Origin of the sequence: Chromobacterium indicum, from assembly GCF_039708975.1 — a bacterium.
Taxonomy (GTDB): Bacteria; Pseudomonadota; Gammaproteobacteria; order Burkholderiales; family Chromobacteriaceae; genus Chromobacterium; species Chromobacterium piscinae.
Map to the genome: position 1 here is coordinate 1 of NZ_JAYFSJ010000037.1, position 2,154 is coordinate 2,154.

Here is a 2,154-nt window from a genome sequence, read left to right on the forward strand (position 1 = left end):
CCAGGTACTGCACCTTGGCGTTGTCGACGCTGTAATGCCAGTTGCCGTTGGCGTCGATGGTGATGGTGCCGAGGTTGCTGGTCTTGTTGTCGATGCGGCTGGTGTTGAACACCGATTGGCCTTGGTCGGGATCGACGACGTTCAGCTTGCCGCTGTAGTCCAGCGTATTCGCCGCCGAGACATTGGCGTCTTCGGTCACCGCGCCCTGATCGTTGCCGGTGATCACCGCGGCGTCGTTGACGCCGGTGACGACGACGGTGATGTCATGGGCTGTGCCGTCTTGCGAATAGACGGTGAAGACTTCGGTGCGGGTCTCGCCCTGGCCCAGGTACTGGACCTTGGCGTTGTCGACGCTGTAATGCCAGTTGCCGTTGGCGTCGATGGTGATGCTGCCGAGGTTGGCGGTCTTGCTGTCGACGCGGCTGGTGTCGAACACCGACTGGCCCTTGTCTGGGTCGACGACATTCAATTTGCCGGCATAGTCCAGCGTATTCGCCGCCGACACATTCAGGTCTTCGGTGACGGCGCCCTGGTCGTTGCCGGTGATCACCGCCGGATCATCCTTGCCCTGGATGGTGATGGTGACGACGTGGGGCGTGCCATCCACGGAGTGCACGGTGAAGGTGCGGTCCAGGCTGTCGGCGCTGGTTAGCTCCTGAGCCTTGGCGTTGTCCAGGGTGAAGGTCCACTGGCCGGTGGCGCTGTCGAAGTGGAAGGTGCCGTAGTCGACCTGAACGTCGGCCATCGGCTGGAAGGCGGATTGGTTCTGATCCACGTCCTTGACCAGCAGGGTGCCGTTCACCTGGGTAATGTCGTCCTCGACCACGATGCCGTGGTCGGTGCCGCCGATGATGGCCGCGTCGTTGACGCCGTTGATGACCACGGTGATGTCGTGCGAGGTGCCGTCTTTGGAGTAGACGGTGAACATCTCGGTGCGGGTGTCGCCCTGGCCCAGGTACTGCACCTTGGCATTGTCGACGCTGTAATGCCAGTTGCCGTTGGCGTCGATGGTGATCGACCCCAGATTGGCGGTCTTGTTGTCGATGCGAGTGGTGTTGAATACCGCCTGGCCCTGATCGACATCGGACACATTCAGCTTGCCGACATAGTCCAGCGTCTTGGAGCTGGAGATGTTGGTGTCTTCGGTCACCGCGCCGTGATCGTTGCCGGTGATCACCGCGGCATCGTTGACGCCGGTGACGACGACGGTAATGTCGTGCGAGGTGCCGTCCTGGGAGTAGACGGTGAACACTTCAGTACGGGTGTCGCCCTGGCCCAGGTACTGGACTTTGGCGTTGTCGACGCTGTAATGCCAGTTGCCGTTGGCGTCGATGGTGATGCTGCCGAGGTTGCTGGTCTTGTTGTCGACGCGGCTGGTATTGAACACCGACTGGCCCTGATCGACATCGGAGACGTTCAGCTTGCCGCTGTAGTCCAGGGTATTGGCGGCCGAGACGTTGGTGTCTTCGGTCACCGCGCCGTGATCGTTGCCGGTGATTACCGCGGCGTCGTTGGTGCCCAGCACCTGGATGGACACCACCGCGCTGCCGGTGCCGTCCTTGGAGAGGACGGTGAATTGCAGCGGAACCTTGTCGCCTTCGCCCAGCGCCTGAACTTTGGCGCTGCTGTTGTCGATGGTGAAGGTCCAGGTGCCGTCGGCGTTGGCCTGGAAGGTGCCGTAATCGGTGACCTGCTGGTAAGGCTGCAGCTGGGCCTGGCCATGGTCGACATCCACCACGGTCAGCTTGCCGCTGGCGACCGTCTGGGCCACGGTGTCTTCCTTGACGATGCCGGAGCCGATGTCGCCGGCGCCGTGGCCGACGTCGGCGGCGTCATTGACGCCGGTGACGACGACGGTGATGTCGTGGGACGTGCCGTCCTGAGAGTAGACGGTGAAGACCTCGGTGCGGGTCTCGCCCTGGCCCAGATACTGGACCTTGGCATTGTCGACGCTGTAATGCCAGTTGCCGTTGGCGTCGATGGTGATGCTGCCGAGGTTGCTGGTCTTGTTATCGATGCGGCTGGTGTTGAACACCGCCTGGCCCTGGTCGGCATCGGTTACGTTCAGCTTGCCGACGTAGTCCAGCGTATTCGCCGCCGAGACGTTGGCGTCTTCGGTCACCGCGCCGGCGTCGTTGCCGGAGAAGGTTGCGG

Annotated in this window: 1 protein-coding gene; it reads right to left on the reverse strand. The window is 62.4% G+C overall.

All coding sequences use genetic code 11. The annotated features are described in order from the left end of the window. On the reverse strand, nucleotides 1–2,154 hold a 2,154-nt coding region (locus VA599_RS24095; RefSeq protein ID WP_346791018.1), incomplete at both ends, for a VCBS domain-containing protein.